This window comes from Methylomonas sp. HW2-6 (genome assembly GCF_052474525.1).
The window spans coordinates 557,771-575,312 of the sequence record NZ_CP184124.1 but is presented as its reverse complement, the minus strand read 5'-3'; the positions used below and the strand labels follow the sequence as shown (position 1 = coordinate 575,312).

Sequence of the window (17,542 nt, the reverse complement as noted above, 5' to 3'; positions counted from 1 at the left end):
TCAGCTTGAGCTGCCATCATCTCCACTTTGCTCGCGCTCCTTGCTGATCAGCCAATCCAGCACCAGGGCGTAACTGGTCGCCAGCAGGGTTGGGCCGATGAATACGCCAATGAAGCCGAAGGCCAGCAGGCCGCCGAAGATGCCGAATACGATCAGGACGAACGGCAATTCGACTTCGCGGCTGATCAGGACCGGCCGCAACCAATTGTCTATCGTGCCGACGAACAACAGGAACCACAGGGCGATAAAAATCGCCCGGCCGGTTTCGCCTTCCACCAGCAGCCATAACGCAACCGGCAGCCAGACCACGGTGCCGGCGGCCGGAAGCAGCATCAAAAAGAAAGCGACGACGCCCAGCACGAAGGCGTAGGGTACTTCGGCAAGCACGAAGCCGAGCATCGACGCCAAGGCTTGAACCAGCGCGGTGCCGATAATGCCGTATACCACGGCACGCAAGCTGGAGCGGACAATGTGCAGAATGCGTTGGCTGCGTTCGCCGGCCAGGCGCCGAACCGCAATCACCACGTGTTCGGCGACCCGTTCACCGTCGCGATAGAAAAAAAACAACACCAGAATACTCAGGCCCATATGCATCAACTGGCCGCCGAGCTTGATGCCTTGCTGCAAAATCCAGGTGCCGGCACCGAGGGCGTAGGGACGGGCCAGATTCACCAGCCGGCTGGTGTCTTCGCCTATATTTTGCCAAGCCGATTTGGCCCTGTCGCCGAGCCACGGCAGGCGTTCCAGCCATTCCGGGGCTGCCGGCCAGGTGTGCACGCTTTGGTTGAGCCATTGCAACAAGCGGTTGATGTCTTCGGTAAAGCTGAATCCGGCGGTAACGAACGGCGTCAACAGCAGGATACCGATCGGCAGCACCATGGTGGCCGCGGCGCGATTGGCGCTAAAATGCCATTCCCGCAAGCGGGAATAGAGCGGCCAGGTGACGAAACATAAGATGGCGGCCCACAGCAAATCGAACACAAACGGCTGCAGCACCTGGTAACAGGCAAACAACAGCAGGCCCAGTGCGGCCAGACTGGCGGCTTTTTCGTAACGCGTGTTTTGCATGCTCATTGGCGGCCTGCACCGGTTTAACAATACTGGTCCCGAGTTTACGGCATTATCGCGCCGGCCGGTATTGCCGGTTGCGGCTTAATCAGCGCTTGCTTGGCCGGCGAAGCATTCACTAGAATGCGGCAGCGACATTTTGGAGACCCTTGCCGTGAGCGAACCCCGTGAATTCATTCCGATCAATATCGCGGTATTGACCGTATCCGACACCCGCAGCGAAGCGGACGATACTTCCGGTCGCGTGCTAGTCGATGGCCTGCTAGCTGCCGGGCATTCCCTGGCGGATAAAAAAATCGTGCGCGACGATATTTATCAAATTCGCGCCGCCGTCAGCCAATGGATCGCCGATCCCAACGTCAATGCAATCATCACCACCGGCGGAACCGGCGTAACCGGGCGCGACGGTACTCCGGAAGCGGTGTTGCCGTTGCTGGACAAGGTGCTGGACGGCTTCGGCGAGGTGTTTCGGATGTTGTCCTACCAGGACATCAAGAGTTCGACGATGCAGTCGCGGGCGCTGGCCGGCGTCGCCAATGCCACATATATATTCTGCGTGCCGGGTTCTTCCGGTGCTTGCCGCACCGCCTGGGAGGCGTTGATCAAAGACCAACTGGATTACCGCACCCGACCTTGTAATCTGGTGCAACTGATGCCTCGTTTGCTGGAGAAATGATGCGCCGGACTTTTTTATTCTTGGCTGCTGTGGGCGGCTTTAGCGGAGTGGCGCTGGGTGCCTTCGGCGCCCACGGTTTGAAACATCTGCTGAGCGATTACCAATTGGATATCTACAAAACCGCGGTAAATTACCAGATGTGGCATAGCCTGGCGTTGGCACTGGCAGCCTTATTACCCGAGCGGGCGGCGCTGCGTTGGGCGGGAAGGCTGTTCGCGCTCGGCATCCTGCTGTTTTCGGGCAGTCTATACTTGCTGGCGATATTCGATATCAAATGGCTGGGTATGGTTACGCCGCTGGGCGGCCTGGCGTTTTTGGCGGCATGGGGCCTGCTGGCCTACGTCGCGCTTCGAGAATAAGCAGGAGTCACCGATGGAATCCAAACCGCCCGTTCGCCCGTCTTCGCCGTCGCGGCCCGGAACCAGCCGCACCACGCGCGACGAACCCGAAGTCAAGTTGGCGCCGGTCGTCGAAGACGGTCTGCTAAAAGTACTGCATGCCGTGATCCATTTTGCGGTTCGGGTGCTGGCGGTGCTGATGGTGCTGGTGATTTTGTGGGGCGTGGCCGACGTGGTGTATGTGATCTACCAACGCTTGGTCGCGGAACCGTTTATGATGTTGACGGTCTCGGACATATTGTTGATTTTCGGTTCGTTCATGGCCGTGCTGATCGCGATCGAGATTTTTATCAACATCACTTTGTACATCAAGCACGACACGCTACCGATTAAAATGGTGATTGCCACAGCCTTGATGGCCGTGGCCCGAAAAGTGATCATGTTGGATTTCAAGGACCTGGACCCGGCTTATACCGTCGGGATTGCCGCTGTAACGGTGTCTCTGGGCCTGACCTATTGGCTGATTTCCTATAAACCGCAACCCGTCAAAACTGAAGAGCGATAAGCCATGCGCGATGCCAGCCCGCAAACTGTCTACCTGAAAGACTACACGCCGCCGGAATATCTGATCGACCAAGTCGAATTGGATTTCGATTTGGACGACCAGCGCACTAAGGTGCGCGCCAAAATGAGCGTCAGGCGCAATCCGCAGAGCTTGGCCGACAGTGTCGCGCTAAAGCTGTGGGGCGAGGAGTTGCAATTGCTCAGCATCGCCGTCGACGGCCGGCCGTTGAACGCCAGCGAATATCTGGTCGGTGACGAAGCGTTGATTCTCCACGAGGCGCCGCAGGACAGGCCGTTTGACATCCTGATCGAAAATCTGATCAATCCGCAAGCCAACACCGCTCTGGAAGGGTTGTTTCTGTCCAGCAGCATGCTCTGCACCCAGTGCGAGGCGCAGGGCTTTCGTAAAATCACTTGGTTTCTGGACCGGCCGGACGTGATGAGCCGTTTCAAAACCACGCTGGTCGCCGACAAGGCCAAATACCCGGTATTACTGTCCAACGGCAACAAAACCGGCGGCGGCGAGTTGGAGAACAATCGGCATTGGGTCAGTTGGGAAGACCCGTTCGCCAAGCCGTGCTACCTGTTCGCGTTGGTCGCCGGCCAGTTGGAATGTGTCGCCGACGAGTTCGTGACGATGAGTGGCCGGCGGATTGCGCTGGAGATTTTCGTCGAGCAACACAACGTCGACAAATGCGCCCACGCGATGCAATCGCTGAAGAACGCGATGCGCTGGGACGAGGAAACCTACGGCCTGGAATACGATCTGGATTTGTATATGATCGTCGCCGTCGACCATTTCAACATGGGCGCGATGGAAAACAAGGGGCTGAACGTGTTTAACACCAAGTTCGTGCTGGCCCGGCCGGATACTGCTACCGACAGCGATTACGAACACATTGAAGGCGTGATCGGCCATGAATATTTTCATAACTGGTCCGGCAACCGGGTCACCTGCCGCGATTGGTTCCAGTTGAGCCTGAAAGAAGGCTTTACCGTATTCCGCGACCAGCAATTCAGCGGCGACATGACTTCGCCGGCCGTGAAGCGGATCGAAGACGTCAACGCCTTGCGGACTCGCCAGTTTGCCGAAGACGCCGGCCCTTTGGCGCATCCGGTGCGTCCCGAAGCCTATATCGAAATCAACAACTTTTATACGCTGACCGTCTACGAAAAAGGCGCGGAAGTGGTGCGGATGCTGCACACCTTGCTCGGTGCGGAAGGTTTTCGCAAAGGCTGCGATTTATATTTCCAACGCCACGACGGCCAGGCTGTGACCTGCGAGGATTTCGTCAAGGCGCTGGAAGACGCCAACGGCGTCGAATTCGGCCAATTCCGCCGCTGGTATTCGCAGGCCGGCACTCCGTTGCTGGCAGTCGAGCAGGACTACGATACAGCCGGCGGCCGCTTGCAACTGACGCTGCGCCAAAGCTGTCCGCCGACGCCGAATCAGCCGGTCAAACAACCGTTACATATTCCGGTAAAACTGGGGCTATTGAATCCAGACGGGACGCCGGCCGCATTCGAGTTCGGCGGCGAGCGGCACACCGAGGTCACATTGAATCTGACCGAAGCCGAACAAAGCTTCAGCTTCGGCAATCTGGCCGGCAAGCCGGTGGTTTCGTTGCTGCGCGGGTTTTCCGCGCCGGTGACGTTGAAAATGCCGCGCGGTTTGGACGAACTGGCCTTTTTGCTCAGCCACGATAGCGACACCTTCAACCGTTGGGAAGCCGGCCAGCAATTGGCGACGCAAGCCATTTTCGATTTGATCGACAGCATCGAATTGTGTCGGCCGCTGCAGCTGGATTCGATCGTGATCGAAGCGTACCGCAAGGTGCTGGCTGATGCCGGCGGCGATTTGTCCTATCAGGCTTTGCTGTTGGCTTTACCGGAAGAGAGTTATCTGTCCGGCCAAATGGCAATTATTGACGTCGACGCCGTGCACCAGGCCCGCGAGTTCGTCAAGAAAACCCTGGCAACCAGTCTGGCGGATCAATTTCTGGCGCTTTACCGCCAACACCACCGCGACGAATCCGGTTGCTTCGATGCCGGCGCCGTGGGCCGGCGCCGCCTGAAAAACACCTGCCTGAGCTACCTGAGTAAATTGGAAACGCCGGACAGTCACCGTCTGGCCGAGCAGCAATTCCGCGGCGCCCGCAATATGACCGACCAAATCTCGGCATTGTCGGCGATCGTAAACAGCTACAACCCGGACAAAGCCGATTGCCTCGACAGTTTTTACCGGCAATGGCAGCAGGAGGCGCTGGTCATCGACAAGTGGTTCGCGCTGCAGGCGACCAGCAGCATGCCGAATACCTTTGCCACCGTGCAGAATCTGATGCGGCACCCGGCTTTCGATATGAAAACGCCGAACCGGGTTCGGGCCTTGGTCGGCGCCTTTAGCCAGTCGAATCCGTTGCATTTCCATGCTGCGAATGGCGAAGGCTACCGGTTTTTGGCCGACCGCGTGATCGAATTGAATGCGTTGAATCCGCAAATCGCCTCGCGCATGGTCAGCGGTCTGGCGCAATGGCGGCGCTACGACGCCAACCGGCAAAGCTTGATGAAACAGGAATTACAGCGTATTGTCGCTACCGAACATTTGTCGAAAGATGTCTACGAGATTGCCAGCAAGAGTTTGGCGTAGCCGTCACAATCACGTAAACTAGCTTCGGACCCAGTTACCCGCATTAGCATGAACCCACGCACCGCCCAGGTTGAACGCAACACCCTCGAAACCCAGATCAAGATTTCGGTTAATCTCGACGGCAGCGGCTCAGCCGCGTTCACTACCGGCCTGCCGTTTTTGGACCACATGCTGGACCAAGTGGCCCGGCACGGCTTGATCGACATGGAAATCGTGTCTCACGGCGATCTACACATTGATGCCCACCACAGTGTCGAAGACATCGGCATCACCTTGGGCCAGGCGGTTGCCAAAGCGCTTGGCGATAAAAAAGGCATTTACCGCTACGGCCACGCCTATTGTCCGCTCGACGAATCCTTGTCGCGGGTGGTGGTGGATTTTTCCGGCCGGCCGGGATTGTTTTACGATGTCGAATTCAAGCGCGCGCTGATCGGCAATTTCGACGTGGATTTGTTCAAAGAATTTTTTCAGGGTTTCGTCAACCACGCCGGCGTGACTTTGCATATCGACAATCTGAAAGGCGGCAACGCCCACCACATTGCCGAAACCGTTTTCAAGGCATTCGGCCGGGCAGTGCGGATGGCGATCAGCCCCGATCCGCGCATGGCCGGAATCATGCCGTCCACCAAAGGCACTCTGTAAACTCTTCACAGCCGCTTCGAACTTTTGACCTTAAATATCTAACTGTTATGCCGTCAGTTGCCGTCATCGATTACGGAATGGGTAATCTGCATTCCATCGCCAAAGCGCTTCAACATGTCTATAGCCGAAGCCAAGTACTGGTCAGCTCCGATCCGGAAATTATTCGCGGAGCGGACCGGGTGGTGTTTCCCGGCGTCGGCGCAATTCGCGATTGCATCAATGCGCTGCACGACAGCGGTTTGGCCGAGGTCATTAAAGAGGTGGCTGCCGCGAAACCGATGTTGGGAATTTGCCTGGGCATGCAAGCCCTGCTGACCGACAGCGAGGAAAACGGCGGTGTCGCCTGTCTCGGCCTATTACCCGGTCATGTCCGGCGCTTCGCCGACGATCTGCGTGACGGTGACGGCGAGGTCCTGAAAATTCCGCACATGGGCTGGAATCAAGTCGAACAGAAGCCGCATCCGTTATGGAAAAATATCCCGGACCGCAGTCGTTTCTATTTCGTGCACAGCTATTATGCGGTGCCGGACGACGCGCGCCATACTGCTGCAACCGCAGATTATCCGCAAACCTTCACCTGTGCCTTGGCCAATGGCAATCTGTTTGCCGTCCAATTTCATCCTGAAAAAAGCCAGACGGTCGGATTGCAATTGTTGCAAAACTTCCTGGCCTGGGACGGGACGGCGTAACCGCCAACCTTCTGCGTTGGCTTTACTAACCCTTTGAAATAGTGATTTAACTGTCGAGATTTAGATATGTTGCTGATACCCGCAATTGACTTGAAGGAAGGAAAATGTGTCCGCTTGCGTCAGGGCCGTATGGAAGACGACACCGTGTTCTCCGACGATCCGGTGGCGGTTGCGGGGCGCTGGGTTGAAGCGGGCGCGAAGCGTTTGCACTTGGTCGATTTGGACGGCGCCTTTGCCGGCAAGCCGAAAAACGCCGACATTATTCACGCCATCGTCGAGGCTTACCCGGAAGTGCCGATTCAAATCGGCGGCGGCATCCGCGACGAGGACACCATCCAAGCCTACCTGGAAGCCGGCGTACAATACGTGATCATCGGCACCAAAGCCGTCAGCGAGCCGCATTTTGTCCGCGACGCAGCGATCGAATTTCCCGGCCACATCATCATCGGTCTGGACGCCCGCGACGGCAAGGTGGCGATCGACGGCTGGTCCAAACTGTCTCGCCACGACGTGATCGATATGGCGCAAAAATTCGAATCCAATGGTGTTGCGGCGATTATCTACACCGATATCTCCCGCGACGGCATGATGCAGGGCGTTAATGTCGAAGCCACCGCCAAGCTGGCCAGTTCGGTACACATCCCGGTCATCGCCTCCGGCGGCATCACCAATCTGGACGATATCCGCGCTTTGGGTGCCGTGGCCCAAGAAGGCATCATGGGCGCGATTACCGGCCGCGCAATCTACGAAGGCACCTTGGATTTCGCCGAAGGCGCCAAACTGGCCGCTTCCTTCGGCGGCGAGGATTGAACGGCAACCCGCCATGAGCCTAGCCAAACGCATCATTCCCTGCCTGGACGTCGATAACGGCCGCGTTGTCAAAGGCGTCAAATTCGTCGATATCCGCGATGCCGGCGATCCGGTCGAAATCGCCCGCCGCTACGACCGCGAGGGCGCCGACGAACTTACCTTTCTCGATATCACCGCCACCCACGACAACCGGGATACGATGGTCCATGTGGTCGAACAGGTTGCCAGCGAGGTGTTCATCCCGCTGACCGTGGGCGGCGGTATCCGTAGCTCGGACGATATTCGCCGTATGCTGAATGCCGGCGCCGATAAGGTCGGTATCAACAGTGCCGCGGTGTTCCGGCCTGAGTTCGTCAAGGAGGCCGCCGACAAGTTCGGTTCGCAGTGCATCGTCGTCGCGATCGACGCCAAGAAAGTCAGCCAGGACGGCGAGGCGGAGCGCTGGGAAATTTTTACCCACGGCGGCCGCAAACCCACCGGCATCGATGCCGTGGCATGGGCGGTGCGGATGAAGGATTACGGTGCCGGCGAAATTCTGTTGACCAGTATGGACCGCGACGGCACCAAGTCCGGCTTCGATCTGACCTTGACCCGCGCCATCAGCGAAGCGGTCAGTATTCCGGTGATCGCCTCCGGCGGCGTCGGCAACCTGGACCATTTGGCCGACGGCATCATCGAAGGCAAGGCCGATGCGGTGTTGGCCGCCAGTATTTTCCATTTCGCCGAATATACGATAGAACAGGCCAAACGCCACATGCAGTCGCGCGGTATCGAGGTGCGGTTATGACGACTACTTGGCTGGAACAAATCGAATGGACCGAGGACGGATTGGTGCCGGCCATTGCCCAGGACCACAGCAGCGGCCGAGTGTTGATGTTTGCCTGGATGAATCGGGAATCGCTGGCCCTCACCGTCGCCGAAGGCTACGCCGTGTATTGGTCGCGCTCCCGCCAGCGTTTGTGGCGCAAAGGCGAAGAATCGGGTCATCGCCAAAGAATCGTCGATCTGCAGTTGGATTGCGACGGCGACGTGATTTTATTGAAGGTGGAACAGGAAGGCGGCATCGCCTGCCATACCGGCCGGGAGAGCTGTTTCTTCCGCAGTTTCAAAGACGGCGATTGGCAAGTCAGCGAAGCCGTGTTGAAAGATCCGCAAGCGATATACAAATAAACGGCTATTGCCTTAGACACAGCGGCAGGCACGATTGGCGGCCTGTAGCGAACCCTCCAGTTCTGGTGTCGTTATCGATGCCTCCCTTCCCGGCTTTGCGTTGCGGCTGTCGGCCTTCGGCTGGCAGGGAATTATTTGCTGTGGCCGCAAGTCCCAGCTAAGGTTAAAGTAATCCAGCGGATTGACGCTATAAAACGGACTATCCCTACAGTCGTTACGCTCAACGCCGGCACGCACCGGTCGGGCGCTCAGAATCGCGGTATTGGCTTATGATACTGATCGTAAAAAATATTCCTTCTGCTTCCCAGGAAGACGAATTGGCCGATTTCGTTGCACCGGCTTTGCGGTTTTGTTTTTGGTTGCCGTTCAAAGTAGGCCGAATTTTGAAGACCGATATTTTTTGTCTGAAAAACCTGAGAACCAATGTGCTGTCGTTTCACGGCCGAGTCTTTATCGACGACGATAAAGCCGGGCGCCAGGCGATCAAGAAATTGCACGGCAAGCGTTTCAAAAACAAAATCGTCGAAGTGCGCGAGTATTTCATTCGATCCGGAAAAAACGACCGCCGCGCCGGGCAACAGATCGTCACGGTCGAAATGTTGGAAAAACGCAAGGGCGATCGCCGCTGCAACGTCAAGCATGACAACGAAACGCCAATCCACACCAACGTATTCGATACCCGCAACGTCTACCAAGTCAGCCGGCGAGCTAGAAACGAGTTTTACGACGAATGATTGCAGGCGCCGCCGGTGCAAGCGAGCCGTGCTGACGATACTGCTGCCGTCTCGGACGCAGGCTCAAATCCGGCAATCGGCCTTACAAGCCTTGCCCGCCAGCCACGCCCCCAGCGGCAAACGGTAGCGGGCGAAATACGCATACAGTTTGGCAAACAGCGGCCGGGTCAAAGGCCAACGCAACGGCGCAGCCAACCAAGCCAGACCCAGCAAGCTATAGGTCGCGTGGAAGGCATCGATGCCTTTCACCAGCGAGCCATCGGCCCGCACGCCGTGAATTTCCGCCATCAACTCGGCCTCGGTACAACCCAAATATTCCGGTACGAAGTTGTTTGCGTGGATATCCTGAAACGCGACGCGGCCGGCGGCGTTTCTGGACTGTAGCCAAGCCACTTCTCGCCGGCAAATCGGACAGTGGCCGTCGTAGAGTAGAGTGAATTCGGCGTTGGTGTTCATCGCGTTACCTGTGTGCGTCAAAGGACCGGGGGCTGTTATCGACCACGATCTATCCCCGATAGGCTACCGGACGAAACGCATTCGGCAAGTTCAGTTCCCGGATCGATCGCTGGCGCCGAAACCGCCGCCGCCCGGCGTTTCAATGACGATGCTGTCGCCGGCTTCGACTCGAATGTCCGCGCAGCCGGCTAATTCGACCGTTTCGCCGCCGGCTTTGAGCAAACGGTTGACACCCGGCGCGCCAGGCCAACCGCCGCGCATACCGAACGGCGGCTGGCGCCGGTGGCTGGAGAGAATGGCTACCGTCATCGGCCGGCAAAATTCGATCCGGCGTAGCACGCCGTCGCCGCCGCGATAACGCCCGTCACCGCCGCTGCCCTCGCGTAGCGAAAACTCGCGCAATAGCACCGGAAACCGTTGCTCCAGAATTTCCGGATCGGTGATGCGCGAGTTGGTCATGTGGGTATGCACACCGCTGGTGCCGGCGAAACCGTCCCCGGCTCCGGAGCCGCCGCAGATGGTTTCGTAGTACTGGTAATCCCGGTTGCCGAAGGTCAGATTGTTCATCGTGCCTTGGGATGCGGCCAGCACGCCCAACGCGCCGTACAAGGCGTCGACGATGTACTGTGATGTCTCGACGTTGCCGGCCACCACGGCGGCCGGATATTGCGGATTCAACAAACAACCTTCCGGAATCAAGATATCCAGCGGCTTCAGGCAGCCGGCATTTAACGGAATGTCGTCCTGCACCAGCGTCCGCATTACGTAAAGCACGGCAGCCTTGCATACCGCCGCCGGCGCGTTGAAATTGTTCGCCAACTGCGGCGAGGTGGCGGAAAAATCGATCCGTGCACTGCCCGTATCCCAATCTATGGAGACGCTGACGGCAATGGTGCCGCCTTGATCCAATGGGTAGGCGAAGCTGCCGTCGTCCAGCGTTTTCAATAAGCGGCGGACGCAGGCTTCGGCGTGGTCCTGCACGTGTTGCATATAGGCAAGTACCACCGCTAACGAATAATCGCCGACCATGGCCAATAACTCCTGAGTGCCTTTTAGATTGGCGGCGATTTGTGCCTGCAGATCGGCCAGATTTTGCTGCGGATTGCGCGTCGGGTGGCGGTTGCCGGCCAGCCATTCCAGAATCGCCGCTTCCCGAAACCGGCCGCCGTCCAGAATTTTCAGTCCGGCGCTGATCACGCCTTCATCGTCGATATGCCGGCTGGCGGCCGGCATCGATCCCGGCGAAATGCCGCCGACATCGGCATGGTGACCGCGCGAGGCGACGAAAAACAGCAGTTGCCGCTCGGCGTCGAATACCGGCGTCACCACGGTGATATCGGGTAGATGGGTGCCGCCGGCGTAAGGCGAATTCAGCAGGTAGGCGTCGCCGGGTGCCAGGTCTTTACCATGGCTCAGCGCCAAGGCTTTGACGCTTTCGCCCATCGATCCCAGATGGACCGGGATGTGCGGGGCATTGGCGATCAAATTGCCGCCGGCATCGAACACTGCGCAGGAAAAATCCAGCCGCTCCTTGATATTGACCGAATGCGCGGTGTTTTGCAGTACGAAACCCATCTGCTCGGCCACCGACATGAAGCGCTTGTTGAAGATCTCCAGCATGACCGGGTCGGGGCCCGCGGCGAGGGACGGGGCGGCGATCGAGTATTTGTTTCCGCTCAGCAGCAGATCGCCGTTATGCTGCATCAGGGCTTGCCAGCCGGGCTCGACCACGATGGTCGAAGTCGGCTCCAATATCACTGCCGGCCCCGCCACTGCTTGCCCGCAGCCCAGTCGTTCCCGGCGGTAGACCGGCGCATCGTGCCAACGGCCGCGGCTGAACAGGCGCGTGCTGCCTTGCGCCTCGCCATCGTGGCGATTTGCAACAGTTGGCGCTATCTCGCTAAAGCGCGAGTCGCAAGCGATGCTTTCGACCTGCAAGCTGGCAATCACCACCGGCCGCTCGTAGCAAAAGCCGAATTGGCGCCGGTATGCCGCGGCAAAATCCTGCAGTATTGCCTCGGGTTCGGCGTAGTCGACCGTCAAGGCGGTATCGCTGCCTTGATAACGCAGTGCCAGGCGCCAGCGGCTAATGGATTGGTCCGGGTCCAGGCCCTGAGCGGCCAGCTCGCGCCGCGCAGCCTGTTCCAAGTCTGAGAAACGCCGCCGCAACTCGGCTGCATCCACCTCCTGCCATAAACCTTCCAATGCCGCTTGCTTCAGCACCCGAAACTCGGCCAGGCCAATGCCGTACGCCGACAGCACGCCGGCCAACGGATGCAGCAATACCTTGCGCATGCCCAGGCGTTCGGCCAGCAGGCAGGCGTGTTGCGCGCCGGCCGCGCCGTAACAGCACAAGGCGTAGTCGGCGAGCTGGTAGCCCTTTTGCACCGAGATTTTTTTGATGGCCTCGGCCATATGCTCGACGGCGATCTCCAAAAAACCCTCGGCGACTTGTTCCGGGCTGCGGCGTTCGCCGCTGGCGGCGGAAACTTCGGCCGCCAGTGCGGAAAATAGCGTCGTTACCCGCTCGCGGTCCGGCGGCAAGTTACCCTTCGGGCCAAACACCGCCGGAAAATCCGGTAACTTGCCCAGTAGCAGATTGGCGTCGGTCACTGTCAACGGCCCGCCGCGCCGGTAACAAGCCGGACCGGGATTGGCGCCGGCCGAGTCCGGCCCCACCCGGCAGCGCAAGCCGTCGAAATGCAAAATTGAGCCGCCGCCGGCAGCGACGGTATGAATCGCCATCATTGGCGTCCGCATGCGGACGCCGGCGACTTCGTTGTCGAAACTGCGCTCCAGCTCGCCGGCGTAATGGGCGACATCGGTGGAGGTGCCGCCCATATCGAAGGCGATAATCTTGGCCAACCCGGCGCCTTTGGCTGCCGCAATCGCGCCAACCACGCCGCCGGCCGGGCCGGATAGGATGCTGTCCTTGCCGTGGAAGGCGTCCGCCCGCACCAGACCGCCGTTCGATTGCATGAACAACAGGCTTGGGGTCGAGTCGCCAGTTGGCAGGCCGCGTTCGACCTGCGCGACGTAACGGCGTAACACCGGCGACAGATAGGCATCGACCACCGTAGTATCGCCGCGGGCGACGAATTTCGGCAGCGGGCTGGCGAGATGCGATAACGAAATATGCTCGAAACCAATGTCGGCGGCCAACTCGGCTAGCAGCAATTCGTGTTGCGGGTAGCGCCAGGCATGCAGCAACACGACCGCGAGATTGCGAATGCCCAGGTCGTAAAGCCGCCGCAATTCGGCGTTGGCTTGGTCCTGAGTCAGCTCCTGCAATACCCGGCCGTCGGCGCCGACGCGGACGTCGATTTCGGCTACCGCCTGATAGAGGGGCTCCGGCCGGCGAATCTGCAGCGCGAAAATATCGGGTCGGTTTTGGTAGCCGATACGCAGACAATCGCGGAAGCCGCGGTTCGTAACCAACGCAATGGCGGCGCCCTTGCGTTCCAGCAAGGCGTTGGTGCCGACCGTGGTGCCCATTTTGACGGCGGCTATCCGGTCCTTATTGCCGGTGCCGGACTCCCGCAGAATCTGGCTTATGCCGTGCAGTGCGGCGTCCGGATAGAGTTCCGGATTTTCCGAAAGCCACTTGCGAACTGCCACCTTTCCGTCCGGGGCCAGCGCCACGATATCGGTAAAAGTGCCGCCCCTGTCGATCCAAAACTGCCAGCCCGCCGCCATCGAAAAAAACCTACTAGAAATTACTAATCAAATTTTTGCTAACTTTATGTAATGATAGCCATTCTTCGACAATGGCATTTTAATTGATGCCGGCCCGGATAACGCGGTTGCCGGGCCATTGCGCGGCAATAATAATCACATAGGGGGAAAGGCGTGGAAACTTTGTTCGATTTGGTTCTGGTCGCGGCGGCCTTGTACGGCGCGAAAGCGTATTTGACCGCGCCGGAAGTCGTCACCGACCGGGAAATTTTTTCCAGCCGGGGTTCGATGTTCGTGAAAAGGCTGGTCAGCGAGCAAGCCGGCCAAGGCCGGCCAAGCCAACCGGGTTCGCCTGTTCCGCGCTCCGAACCGCCGCTAGCCAAGCCCGAACCAAGCCAAGGCATTATCGCCGAAGTCGAACCAACGCTGCCGGCCGAATCGGATATGCCGGCGGCCGTCACTGCGTCCGCGGCTGAACAGGATGCCGACCTATTGCCGGTAGCGGTTGAATTGCAGGTGCCGCAGGATTCGGTATTGAATCGGCATTATTGGGCGCAACGCGCCGCCGAGCGCGCCGCGATCGAGCAACCCTACCCGACCGATTCGGTTTTACTGCGCCATTGCCGACAGATACAAGCGGCGGCCCTGCAGGTCGAGGTGCTGGACGCCGATACCGGTCGTGCGGTCGAGCCGGTTGCGGCCGAGCAAACCGCGGATGCTGTCGGCGCTGGCGGGGCGATCCCGGAAGATTCGGTGTTGAAGCGTCATTTCCTGGCCGATGCCCGGTACCGGATCGAACAACAGTACGGCCCTTGTCCCGATGAAACCGTGTTGCGCCGCCATCACCAGCAGTTGGTGGCCGCCGCCTGGGACGCTTTTTTGGCCGGTTTGGCTTAATCCGCGCTTTGACCAGTCCGCAGCCGCAGTCATTTTCGAAGAAATGCCAGAATGCACCTGGCGTCTGCCGACAACTGGTTTAAAATTCAAGCGTTACCGGAGTGATTAGTCCTGGCCGGTCAGGGTATTTTCTGCAGAGAACGGTCCGCTCCGGTCTTAGGCAGCCTTATATGGGAATAGAACTCGCGTTATCATGATTAACACACCGTATGCCTTGAAAGATTCGCGCCCTAACCGGGCCTGGCTGGCGTTGGCTGCCTGCATGTCTTACGCCGGAATCGAACCGGTATCGGCGACGGATATGCCGCCTGCGGCTGCGGAAGCGATAGCTCCAGCGGCGATTGAAGCGGCGCCGGTGCCGGCGGCAAATTTTATTCCGGCCGACAACCCGATCGGCAGTTTGCTACTGAGCCGGCAACACCCGCTGTTGGCGCGGGCCGACTTCAGCCGGGTTAGCGACTTTGTCGTGCAAATCTACCAAGCCAATAATTTTCAGCCGATTTGGCTTAACGCCAACCGCTCGGAAAAAAACCTGAACGATTTGTTCGGTATGTTGGATAACGCGGCTGGCAATGCGCTGTCTCCCGCCAGCTACGATGTCGAGCGCCTGAAACAATTCGTGGGTTCTCCGGTCGCCGATAATGCGACTGCTGCCGGCTACGACGTGGCCTTGACCGTATCGTTAGTGCGGTTTCTGCACGACTTGCGCCAAGGCCGGGTCGATCCGCGCGACGTTCAATACCCGGTGCATATTGCCCCCAAGCCGGCGTTGGATATTGCCGGTTTGTTGAAACAACATCTGGAAACTCAGACGCTGAGCGAACTGGCGGCAGTGTTCGAACCCAAAGCCAAGCAGTATCAACAATTGAAGCGGGTTTGGAACCGGATGCAACTGTTGGCCGGGCAATCTGCGCTGCACGAATTCAAGCCCGGCAAGCAATTGCGCCCGGGCGATAAGCATCCCCATATTGTTTACCTGCGGCAAAACCTGCTGGCAATGGGCCTGATCGCTGATAACGTCAATCCGGAAAGCAAGGTTTACGATGCCGATCTGGTCGAAGCCGTGAAAAAAGTCCAACAGCAACAAGGCTTGAAAGCCGACGGCGTGATCGGCGTCGCGACTGCCGCCTTATTCAACCGGCCGCCGCAGGAAAAATTGGCGCAGTTGGAGTTGGCGATGGAGCGCTCGCGCTGGATTCCGGATCCGAGCGACGGGCCGATGATCCTGGTGAATATCCCGGCCTTCGAATTGTGGGCGTTCAATTCGCCCGACGATGCCAATCCGTTGAATATGAAGGTCATCGTCGGCAAATCCCCGGACAAACAAACCCCGGTACTGTGGGAGGAAATGAAGTACCTGGAGTTCATGCCGTACTGGAATATTCCGAAGAATATTTTCGAGAAGGAAATTTTACCGAAAGCGGCGAACAACCAAGGTTATTTAGCCAGTCAGGACATCGAACTGGTGCGGCACCAAAACAGCGAGGAAAAAGGCGGCGGCAGCTATCTGCGCGCCCGCCAGCGCCCCGGCAAGAAAAATCCGTTGGGCCGGGTCAAGTTCGTGTTTCCGAACACCGCCGACGTTTATTTGCACGACACGCCGAGCCGGGCCGCGTTTAACCGGCCGCGGCGCGATCTGAGCCACGGCTGCGTCCGGGTCGCCGAGCCCAAGCGTCTGGCCGAGTTCGTGCTGGGCGACCAGCAGGGCTGGGATAAGGACACGATAGAACAAGCCATGTCGGCCCCGAAAACCCGCCACGTCACCTTAAAACGTTCGGTGCCGGTACTGTTTTATTACGCGACCACCTTTATCGATCACGCCGACCAGTTGCACGTCTATCCGGATATCTACGGCCAGGACGAACTGCTGCAGAAGGCTTTGAACAAATTGCAGGCACCCACTGCCGGCACCAACCAATTGGCCGCCAGCGGCAAAGCCGCGGCTGCAACCAGCAGTCAGTAGTGGGCAAACTGGACCGGGCATAAAAAAGCGCCGGGATCGGCGCTTTTTTATGCGGCTGAGCGCGAAGGTACTAAAAAGTCCAGGTCCGGAAAGTACCGGTATCGAGATGGATAAAATTCGATTCCGGGTAATAACCGACGCCGCCGCGATGCATGGCCAGCGCCGCGTTGTGGATTCGGCGCAGATCGAAACGTTCGATGCGGATGTCCACCGCTCGGCCGTGCATGTGGAAGCTGTTGTTAGCGACACCGGTATGTTCGGCGTGCAGTTTGGCGTTGGTCAACGGCGAACGGTAGCCGCAGATGACGCCGAAAGGCTGCTGCAAGCCCAGCATTTGTTTCAGATCGTGCAATTGGTCGAGCAACTCGGGGTCGATCGGATGCACATCGTCGGTACGGTAATCGCGCAGTAAGAAACTGATTTCATCCAACGCGTCGGTCAGGTAGCGGCCTTTCTCGAAATAAGTCAGATTCAGCTTGTCGCCGGTATGCGGATTTTGAAACGCCAGCGAACGGTGAGAAGTCATTCTGCTGCGGTCGGCGAGGAACATCGGTTCCTGATCCAACGCAATCATCGGCTCGCGTTGGCCGGGGCGAATCACCGAATGCACTCTGCCGCCGCTTTCATGGCTATGGCTGATCTGTGCGGTACGTAGCCCGTGCTTTTTGCCGTGGTAAACGTCGCGGATTCTGGCTTGGTATTGTGCGTGATGGTCGGCGTGGGCCAGTTGTATCCGGCCGTGCTGGATTTTCGCCGATTTATGACTGTTATGGGCGGTTAGCGTTTTTTTCTCCGCATGCCGCGCTGCTTTGCCGGCTTGAATCGCCTCGTGTTTGGGCAGGCGCGCCGCGCTTTTAGCCGCCTTGCCGGTTCTATGGTTCTTGTCGGCTTTAACTGCCGCACTTTTGGCAGCATGAGCTACGCCGGGCATTGCGATAGATAAAACGGCACCCAGCGCCAGGCGGCCGAAAAAGCTGCGTCGCGACAGCTCCACTTCGCCTTGCGTATCGCCATCATTCTCTAAGTTATGTCTCAGCATCCATAATCTCCTGTTTAACATCTTACGGATAGTGCTTGATTCCGAAGGTTAAAATCCAAAATTAGTTGTTCCGATTATAGCAGTCTATCACACAGAAGCGACTGTAAAGCCAAAACGGCTGTCAATTGTCGGTAATATTACAATTGCCTGAAGGTGCATATTCCGTTCTCGGTA

At 58.3% G+C, this 17,542-nt stretch carries 16 protein-coding genes; 12 read left to right on the top strand and 4 right to left on the bottom strand.

Going from position 1 to position 17,542, the window contains the following annotated elements; genetic code table 11:
- Positions 1-1,074 (bottom strand): AI-2E family transporter, encoded by a 1,074-nt coding sequence (locus ACH518_RS03785; protein WP_445371925.1) that lies wholly within the window; start codon positions 1,072-1,074, stop codon positions 1-3.
- A 148-nt stretch (positions 1,075-1,222) separates the two neighbouring features.
- On the opposite strand from ACH518_RS03785, the gene moaB reads away from it, so the two are divergent.
- The 10 genes from moaB to ACH518_RS03735 all read left to right on the top strand — a co-directional run bounded on the left by moaB (position 1,223) and on the right by ACH518_RS03735 (position 9,338).
- Positions 1,223-1,744, top strand: a complete 522-nt coding sequence (moaB, locus tag ACH518_RS03780; RefSeq protein WP_445371924.1) for a molybdenum cofactor biosynthesis protein B — start codon at positions 1,223-1,225, stop codon at positions 1,742-1,744.
- Positions 1,741-2,103: a DUF423 domain-containing protein gene (locus ACH518_RS03775; RefSeq protein WP_445371923.1), complete on the top strand. Its 363-nt coding sequence runs from the start codon at positions 1,741-1,743 to the stop codon at positions 2,101-2,103. The genes moaB and ACH518_RS03775 overlap by 4 nt, the downstream gene beginning before the upstream one ends.
- A gap of 13 nt (positions 2,104-2,116) precedes the next feature.
- Entirely contained in the window at positions 2,117-2,647 is a 531-nt protein-coding gene (locus ACH518_RS03770) for a phosphate-starvation-inducible PsiE family protein (RefSeq protein ID WP_445371922.1), read from the top strand.
- A 3-nt stretch (positions 2,648-2,650) separates the two neighbouring features.
- Positions 2,651-5,293, top strand: coding sequence for an aminopeptidase N (gene pepN, locus ACH518_RS03765; protein ID WP_445371921.1), 2,643 nt, complete (start codon positions 2,651-2,653; stop codon positions 5,291-5,293).
- A gap of 48 nt (positions 5,294-5,341) precedes the next feature.
- Complete coding sequence (hisB, locus tag ACH518_RS03760) at positions 5,342-5,935, top strand: imidazoleglycerol-phosphate dehydratase HisB (RefSeq protein WP_140913919.1); 594 nt, start codon at positions 5,342-5,344, stop codon at positions 5,933-5,935.
- A gap of 47 nt (positions 5,936-5,982) precedes the next feature.
- Positions 5,983-6,624, top strand: a complete 642-nt coding sequence (hisH, locus tag ACH518_RS03755; protein WP_445371920.1) for an imidazole glycerol phosphate synthase subunit HisH — start codon at positions 5,983-5,985, stop codon at positions 6,622-6,624.
- 66 nt (positions 6,625-6,690) lie between these two features.
- Entirely contained in the window at positions 6,691-7,434 is a 744-nt protein-coding gene (gene hisA, locus ACH518_RS03750) for a 1-(5-phosphoribosyl)-5-[(5-phosphoribosylamino)methylideneamino]imidazole-4-carboxamide isomerase (RefSeq protein WP_140913921.1), read from the top strand.
- A 13-nt stretch (positions 7,435-7,447) separates the two neighbouring features.
- Positions 7,448-8,221, top strand: coding sequence for an imidazole glycerol phosphate synthase subunit HisF (gene hisF / locus ACH518_RS03745; protein WP_445371919.1), 774 nt, complete (start codon positions 7,448-7,450; stop codon positions 8,219-8,221).
- Complete coding sequence (gene hisI, locus ACH518_RS03740; protein WP_445371918.1) at positions 8,218-8,604, top strand: phosphoribosyl-AMP cyclohydrolase; 387 nt, start codon at positions 8,218-8,220, stop codon at positions 8,602-8,604. The genes hisF and hisI overlap by 4 nt, the downstream gene beginning before the upstream one ends.
- Positions 8,605-8,873: 269 nt before the next feature.
- Complete coding sequence (locus tag ACH518_RS03735) at positions 8,874-9,338, top strand: hypothetical protein (RefSeq protein WP_278210145.1); 465 nt, start codon at positions 8,874-8,876, stop codon at positions 9,336-9,338.
- A gap of 63 nt (positions 9,339-9,401) precedes the next feature.
- Here ACH518_RS03735 and ACH518_RS03730 read toward each other — a convergent pair whose 3' ends face one another.
- Together ACH518_RS03730 and ACH518_RS03725 are read right to left on the bottom strand one after the other, a co-directional pair.
- Positions 9,402-9,794 (bottom strand): thiol-disulfide oxidoreductase DCC family protein, encoded by a 393-nt coding sequence (locus tag ACH518_RS03730; protein WP_445371917.1) that lies wholly within the window; start codon positions 9,792-9,794, stop codon positions 9,402-9,404.
- 90 nt (positions 9,795-9,884) lie between these two features.
- Entirely contained in the window at positions 9,885-13,490 is a 3,606-nt protein-coding gene (locus ACH518_RS03725) for a hydantoinase B/oxoprolinase family protein (RefSeq protein WP_445371916.1), read from the bottom strand.
- 153 nt (positions 13,491-13,643) lie between these two features.
- Here ACH518_RS03725 and ACH518_RS03720 point away from each other — a divergent pair, with 153 nt between their 5' ends.
- A complete protein-coding gene (locus ACH518_RS03720) occupies positions 13,644-14,366 on the top strand; it encodes a hypothetical protein (RefSeq protein ID WP_445371915.1) in 723 nt (240 codons plus the stop codon).
- Positions 14,367-14,559: 193 nt separating this feature from the next.
- Complete coding sequence (locus ACH518_RS03715) at positions 14,560-16,329, top strand: L,D-transpeptidase family protein (protein ID WP_445371914.1); 1,770 nt, start codon at positions 14,560-14,562, stop codon at positions 16,327-16,329.
- Positions 16,330-16,399: 70 nt separating this feature from the next.
- Here ACH518_RS03715 and ACH518_RS03710 read toward each other — a convergent pair whose 3' ends face one another.
- Positions 16,400-17,368, bottom strand: coding sequence for a YcbK family protein (locus ACH518_RS03710; RefSeq protein WP_140913928.1), 969 nt, complete (start codon positions 17,366-17,368; stop codon positions 16,400-16,402).
- Between the last annotated feature and the right edge of the window lie 174 nt (positions 17,369-17,542).

Excerpts from the sequence above, each read along its gene's own strand:
- ACH518_RS03785 (WP_445371925.1), bottom strand. The coding sequence starts at position 1,074 with ATGAGCATGCAAAACACGCGTTACGAAAAAGCCGCCAGTCTGGCCGCA.
- ACH518_RS03775 (WP_445371923.1), top strand. The coding sequence starts at position 1,741 with ATGATGCGCCGGACTTTTTTATTCTTGGCTGCTGTGGGCGGCTTTAGC.
- ACH518_RS03770 (WP_445371922.1), top strand. The coding sequence starts at position 2,117 with ATGGAATCCAAACCGCCCGTTCGCCCGTCTTCGCCGTCGCGGCCCGGA.
- pepN (WP_445371921.1), top strand. The coding sequence starts at position 2,651 with ATGCGCGATGCCAGCCCGCAAACTGTCTACCTGAAAGACTACACGCCG.
- hisB (WP_140913919.1), top strand. The coding sequence starts at position 5,342 with ATGAACCCACGCACCGCCCAGGTTGAACGCAACACCCTCGAAACCCAG.
- hisH (WP_445371920.1), top strand. The coding sequence starts at position 5,983 with ATGCCGTCAGTTGCCGTCATCGATTACGGAATGGGTAATCTGCATTCC.
- hisA (WP_140913921.1), top strand. The coding sequence starts at position 6,691 with ATGTTGCTGATACCCGCAATTGACTTGAAGGAAGGAAAATGTGTCCGC.
- hisF (WP_445371919.1), top strand. The coding sequence starts at position 7,448 with ATGAGCCTAGCCAAACGCATCATTCCCTGCCTGGACGTCGATAACGGC.
- hisI (WP_445371918.1), top strand. The coding sequence starts at position 8,218 with ATGACGACTACTTGGCTGGAACAAATCGAATGGACCGAGGACGGATTG.
- ACH518_RS03735 (WP_278210145.1), top strand. The coding sequence starts at position 8,874 with ATGATACTGATCGTAAAAAATATTCCTTCTGCTTCCCAGGAAGACGAA.
- ACH518_RS03730 (WP_445371917.1), bottom strand. The coding sequence starts at position 9,794 with ATGAACACCAACGCCGAATTCACTCTACTCTACGACGGCCACTGTCCG.
- ACH518_RS03725 (WP_445371916.1), bottom strand. The coding sequence starts at position 13,490 with ATGGCGGCGGGCTGGCAGTTTTGGATCGACAGGGGCGGCACTTTTACC.
- ACH518_RS03715 (WP_445371914.1), top strand. The coding sequence starts at position 14,560 with ATGATTAACACACCGTATGCCTTGAAAGATTCGCGCCCTAACCGGGCC.
- ACH518_RS03710 (WP_140913928.1), bottom strand. The coding sequence starts at position 17,368 with ATGCTGAGACATAACTTAGAGAATGATGGCGATACGCAAGGCGAAGTG.